The sequence below is a fragment of the Streptomyces sp. 7N604 genome (assembly GCF_052245475.1).
In the GTDB taxonomy this organism is placed as follows: Bacteria; Actinomycetota; Actinomycetes; order Streptomycetales; family Streptomycetaceae; genus Streptomyces.
On the sequence record NZ_JBQQBX010000078.1, the window covers coordinates 1 to 5633 of the forward strand.

Consider the following 5633-nt stretch of genomic DNA (forward strand, 5'->3'; position numbering starts at 1 on the left):
CCCTCCGCGGGCGGTGGCGGGCGCACCCAGGCAACGGGGTTGTTACGGCCGCAGCTCGCGACGGTTCTCCTGCTTGTCGAGGCTGCTGTCGGCCTTTGCCAGCGGCTTCGGCGTGGCCTCGCCCTTCTGGACGGCGGCCGGTGCGACCCCCGCCCACTCCAGCACCTCGGCGGTCGCCTTGGCCTTCTGGTCCTCCTTCAGACCCGCGATGTTCGCGCCGTGGTTGGCGCCGGGCGCGGTGAAGACGTACGAGTCCTCGGCGCCCTTGCCGACCTTGAACGGCTCAGCGCCCCACGGGTCGTTCTGGCCGTAGACGAACAGCATCCGCTCGCTGCGGTGCCGGACCCAGCGGTCGACGTCGCGCATGACGCCGTTCTTCCACTTCATCGGGATGTCGCGGGGAACGTACGCACGCGGCGTGAAGTAGCCGGGGTAGCGCAGCAGCCCCTTCAGGTGCGCGTACTGCAGCGTCGGCGCGCCCAGTTCCGTACCGGCCTGGTAGTAGTACGGCGTGTACGGCTCCAGGCCCTGGTCGGTGTAGAAGGAGAAGCCGGAGATCGTGTCCACGTAGTTGTAGAGATCCTCGGTCGAGGCGGTCGGTTTCGGGACGTCGGCGCAGTCCTTCTCCGAGCTGTACTGCCAGAAGGCCCACACGAAGTCGAGGACGACGGACTCGTAGGCCTTGTCGAGGCTGCCGACGGTGTTGAAGGTGGCGCCGTTGTCCTTGGCCCACTTCGCGTAGCGCTCGGTCATCCCGTCGCGGCGGACGAGCGCTTCGCGCTGGACGGCGTTGAGGTCGTCCCGGCACTCCTTGGTGGAGACGCCCTCGAAGAACGTGTCGTACGCGGAGTCCTCGCGGTTGTCGACGTCGTTCGGGGCGACGTACGCGACCGTGCCGTCCATGTCGTGCGGGTAGAAGCGGCGGAAGTAGGTCGCGGTCATGCCGCCCTTGCTGCCGCCCGTGGCCAGCCAGTTCTTCCCGTAGATCCGCTTCAGGGCCTTGAAGATGCGGTGCTGGTCGCTGGCGGCCTGCCAGATGTCGAGCTTGGACCAGTCGGCCGGGTCGGGCCGGGAGGGGGTGAAGAAGCGGTACTCCAACGAGACCTGGTTGCCGTCGGTGATCCGGGTCGGCTCGCTGCGGCTGGGGGTCGTGGAGACGTTGTAGCCGGAGGTGTAGAAGACCGTCGGGCGGTCGGTCGCCTTGTGCAGCAGGGTGAGGCGCTGCTTGAAGGTGCCCTTGGACGGGTGCCGGTGGTCGATCGGCTGGGTGTAGTTGAGGACGAAGTACCGGTATCCGTCGACCGGTTTCTCCTCGATGAGGCTCATACCGGGTATCGCGAGGATCCGGTCCTTGATGTCCTTGGTGCCCGGCTCCGCGGCGGTGGCCGCGCCTGCCTGGGCTCCCCCATAGCCTTCGGCATGGGCGGTACCCCCACCGGCTCCCGCGGTGCCTATGAGCACCATGAGCGCCAGCAGCCATCTGAGCGCCTTGCGCATGCGTTCTCCCCTGGGTTCGCAATGGTCGCCGCGAACCTACCGGCGCAACTCCCGCCACCGCCATACCTGTTGGGCGAATGCGTTCGATTCGCGCGGGCGGCCGGTTGGGGGCCGCGTGTCAGCAGAGAATCCAGCCGGAGCTGACCGAGCGGCTGCCGACGGACCCTCGTACGTACACGCACCGGCCTCCCGCGGTCACCCGGACCGGGCCCGCGCGGCGGGTGTAGTAGCCGCTGTCCGAGCGGGGCCGGCTGCCGCGCGCCTGGATGCTGACGCTCATCTTCTGCCGTTTTCCAGGGGACTTGGTGAACGTGACGGCGCACTTGATCCGGTTGCTCTTGTAGACGTGCACCTTGCCGGTGGCGAAGTCAAGCGTTCTCATCTTCCGCCCGGGGCAGAGAGCGGCGGCCTCGGCCGTTCCGGCGCCGGCGATACCGGCCGCTCCGAAGGCCAGGACGGCAGCCGTCCCGATCGCTATCCGTCGGCGTGCCACACCACCGCGCACGTGTGCCTCCCTCAGGGGGTCGAGTGCCCGTCCCTCGTACATAAGGGCGATTGACAAGCTACACGCGCGCGGTGGGGCGGATGGTTCCCGGGGTGCCGGTGGTTTCAGGGTGTCCGGGGCCGGCCCGTCGGGAAGTCGTCGGGCGTGCGGATGCGTTCGCGGATCCAGACGCCCGCCTGCTTGAGCACCGAGGTGCCGGTCCACGTGCTGCCGCTGCAGACGCCTTCCTTGAAGACGGCGCCGGAGCGGTGGTCGTCGGAGAAGTTCCAGTTGGTCCAGCCGATCTTCTTCCGGGCCATCAGGTCGAGGTACTTCTGCGACATGGCGAAGTCGTTCGCGCCCTCGCCGGCGTAGTTCTGGGTGCCGAACTCGGTGACGAACATGGGGATCCGGTCCGCCGCGCGGGACAGCGTCTGGAGGTACTCGTTCCGGTGCGAGGCGGCGTAGAAGTGGAACGTGTACATGATGTTGGAGGCGCTCACCTGGTTGTTCACGACCTCCTTCTCGTCGCCGTCCTCCGAGACGCCGAGCGAGGACCACGCGCGCGTGCCGACGAGGACCACGCCGCCGGGGGCCTTGGCGCGGATCACCGGGATGATCTGCTCGGCGTAGCTCTTGATGCGCGACCAGCTGACGCCGCTGGGCTCGTTGGCGATCTCGTAGAGGACGTTGCCCTTGCTGCCGTGACGCTTCGTCATCTCGGTGAAGAAGGTCTTGGCCCGGGAGAGGTTGGCGTGCGGGTCGCCGGGGTCGAGCATGTGCCAGTCCACGATCACGTACAGGCCGCGGGCGGTCGCCTGGTCGACGATCCGGCTCGCGAGATCGGTGAACCTCTTCGGGTCGGTCTCGTAGCCGCCCTCCTGGACGTATGTGGAGACGCGCAGGATGTCGCCGTTCCAGTCCGTGGCGAGGGCCTCGAGTGAACCGTCCTTGATGCACTGGCTGTACCACTGCGTGCCGTGGGTGCTCATGCCGCGGAGCTGGATCGGCTTGCCGTGCTGGTTGCAGAGCTTGGTGCCGCAGACCCTGACCTTGCCGTTGATGCCGACCGGGGTGCCGGCGGCGGGTGCGGCTGCGCGGGCGGGCTCGGCTGCATCGCGGGCGGGCGCGGGTGCCGGTGAGGCCGCCGCCGCGCCCAGGGGTCCGGCGCCGAGCCCGAGGGCCAGGGCGGCGGCGAGACCGGTCAGGGCCCACCTGATGCGTGAGCGTCTGGGTGCGGGTGTGGGGGTGGTTCGCACGTGACTCTCCTAACTGTTAGGAAAGTTTCCCAACTGTCAGGAAGGATGAGAGCAGCGCTGACCGTGTCCCGTCAAGACTTGCGGAGCTGTCAGGCGGGCGCGGTCTCCGGCTCCCCGACGAACGTGCGCCAGAGCTGGGCGTACTGGCCGTCCGCGGCGAGGAGTTCCGCGTGGGTGCCGTCCTCGACGACGCGGCCGCGGTCCAGGACCACCACCCGGTCCGCGCGCGCCGCCGTCGTCAGGCGGTGGGCGACCACCAAAGTGGTGCGCGCGTAAGCGCTCGATGAGGGGCGGTGGTCGGGCGACGGGTGGGCGGTACGCCGCCCCGCCAGTCGGTCCGTGGCCTGGTTGACCAGGCCCTCCGTCGCCAGGTCCAGGGCCGCCGTGGCCTCGTCGAGGAGCAGGATGTCGGGGTCGACGAGCTCCGCGCGCGCCAGGGCGATCAACTGCCGCTGGCCCGCGGACAGATTGCGGCCCCGCTCGGCGACCTCGTGAAGGTAGCCGCCGTCCAGCGAGGCCACCATCGCGTGCGCGCCGACCGCCCGCGCCGCCGCCTCCACCTCGGCGTCGGTCGCGTCGGGACGGCCGTACGCGATGGCGTCACGCACCGTGCCGGGGAAGAGGTAAGCCTCCTGGGGGACCACGCCGAGCCGGTGCCGGTAGCTGGTGAGGTCCAGCTCGCGAAGGTCTGTGCCGTCGACCCGTACGGCCCCGGAGACCGGGTCGTAGAAGCGGGCCACGAGCTTGACGAGGGTCGACTTGCCCGCGCCCGTCTCGCCGACGAAGGCGACCCGCTGTCCGGCCGGGATGTGCAAGTCGATCCCGGACAGCGCCTCTTCGTCGTCGCCGTAGCGGAAGTGCACGTCCTCGAAGGCGACCTCGCCGCGCAGTGTCCGCACCTCGCGCGGCGTCTCCGCGGCTGCCGTCGTGGTCGGCTCGCGCAGCAGCTCCTGGATGCGGCCGAGCGAGACGGTCGCCTGCTGGTAGCCGTCGAAGACCTGGGACAGCTGCTGCACGGGCGCGAAGAACAGGTCGATGTAGAGCAGGTACGCGACGAGCGCGCCCGCCGTCAGCGTCCCCTCGGAGACCCGGCCCGCGCCCACGATCAGCACCAGCGCGGCCGCGACGGACGACAGCAGCTGGACGAACGGGAAGTAGACCGAGATCAGGAACTGGCCGCGCACCCGCGCCTGCCGATAGCCGTCGCTCAGCTCCGCGAACCGCGCCGCGCCGCTGCGCTCGCGCTGGAACGCCTGCAGGATGCGCAGCCCGGCGACGCTCTCCTGCAGGTCGGCGTTGACCACGCTCACACGCTCGCGCGCGAGCTCGTACGCCTTGACGCTCTTGCGGCGGAAGAAGAAGGTCCCGATGACGAGGACCGGCAGGGTCGCGAAGACCACCAGCGCCAGGGCCGCGTCCAGGGCGAGCAGTGCGACGAGGATGCCGAAGAAGGTGAGGAGGGAGACGACGGCGGTGACGAGCCCGGTCTGGAGGAAGGTCGACAGCGCATCCACGTCCGTCGTCATCCGGGTCATGATCCGGCCCGTCAGCTCCCGCTCGTAGTAGTCGAGTCCGAGGCGCTGGAGCTGGGCGAAGATCTTGATACGGAGGTTGTAGAGGACGCGCTCGCCGGTCCGTCCTGTCATCCGGGTCTCGCCGAACTGCGCGGCCCATTGGGCGAGGACGACGATCAGCGCGAGCCCGGAGGCGGTCCAGACCGCGCCGAGGGCGAGTTTCTGGACGCCGTCGTCGATGCCGTTTCTGATGAGGATGGGCAGCAGCAGGCCCGCGATGGCGTCGACGGCGACGAGCAGCAGGCTGACCAGCAGGGGCGCACCGAATCCGCGCAGCAACTGCCGCAGTCCGTACGCCTTCTCGGGCCGCGCGGCCCGGGCCTCGTCCACGTCCGGGGTGTCGGTGGCGGGCGGCAGCGCCGCCACTTGCGCGAGCAGCTCGGGCGTCGCGGGCATCCCGGCGAGCGCCCCGGCCATTCCGCCCGCGGCGGGCCCGGCGTGCGCGACCGGGGGTCCGCCGGGGCGGAGCCCGGCCGCCGTGCCGCCTGAGGGCCCCAGGCCGGTCGCGTCCGCCGCCCTCGTCGCCGTGGAACCGGTACGCGGCCTCTGCCCGGACGGGTCCCGGCCCCACAGCTCGGGCGTCACGCCGCCCACGACGCGCCGCTTCGCGTTGACCGGCTCGTAGTCGATCTCGGCCTCGACCTCGAGGTCGCACTCGGCTCGCAGATCGGCCTCGGACACGCGGCGCTCGGCCGCGAGGACCCGGTCACCACCGCGCCAATCACCCCGCCAGTCGACGCCGCCGAGCCCGGACCCGGTAGCCGCCGCCTCGCCACGGAGACTCCGGGCGAGGGCCGATGCCCAGCGGCGGCCCTCGCC

At 70.4% G+C, this 5633-nt stretch carries 3 protein-coding genes and 1 pseudogene; all 4 read right to left on the reverse strand.

The features are described 5' to 3' along the window. Positions 1-42: 42 nt before the first annotated feature. Positions 43-1497, reverse strand: coding sequence for a S28 family serine protease (locus ACTWP8_RS37985; RefSeq protein WP_443326612.1), 1455 nt, complete (start codon positions 1495-1497; stop codon positions 43-45). Positions 1498-1615: 118 nt separating this feature from the next. Then, positions 1616-2002, reverse strand: a complete 387-nt coding sequence (locus ACTWP8_RS37990; RefSeq protein WP_443326613.1) for a hypothetical protein — start codon at positions 2000-2002, stop codon at positions 1616-1618. Between the two features lie 104 nt (positions 2003-2106). Continuing rightward, a complete protein-coding gene (locus tag ACTWP8_RS37995) occupies positions 2107-3240 on the reverse strand; it encodes a glycoside hydrolase family 5 protein (RefSeq protein WP_443326614.1) in 1134 nt (377 codons plus the stop codon). Between the two features lie 440 nt (positions 3241-3680). Then, positions 3681-5231 (reverse strand): annotated as a pseudogene (locus tag ACTWP8_RS38000) (ABC transporter ATP-binding protein); the annotation flags it as partial. Positions 5232-5633: the final 402 nt, after the last annotated feature.

Excerpts from the sequence above, each read along its gene's own strand:
- ACTWP8_RS37985 (WP_443326612.1), bottom strand. The coding sequence starts at position 1,497 with ATGCGCAAGGCGCTCAGATGGCTGCTGGCGCTCATGGTGCTCATAGGC.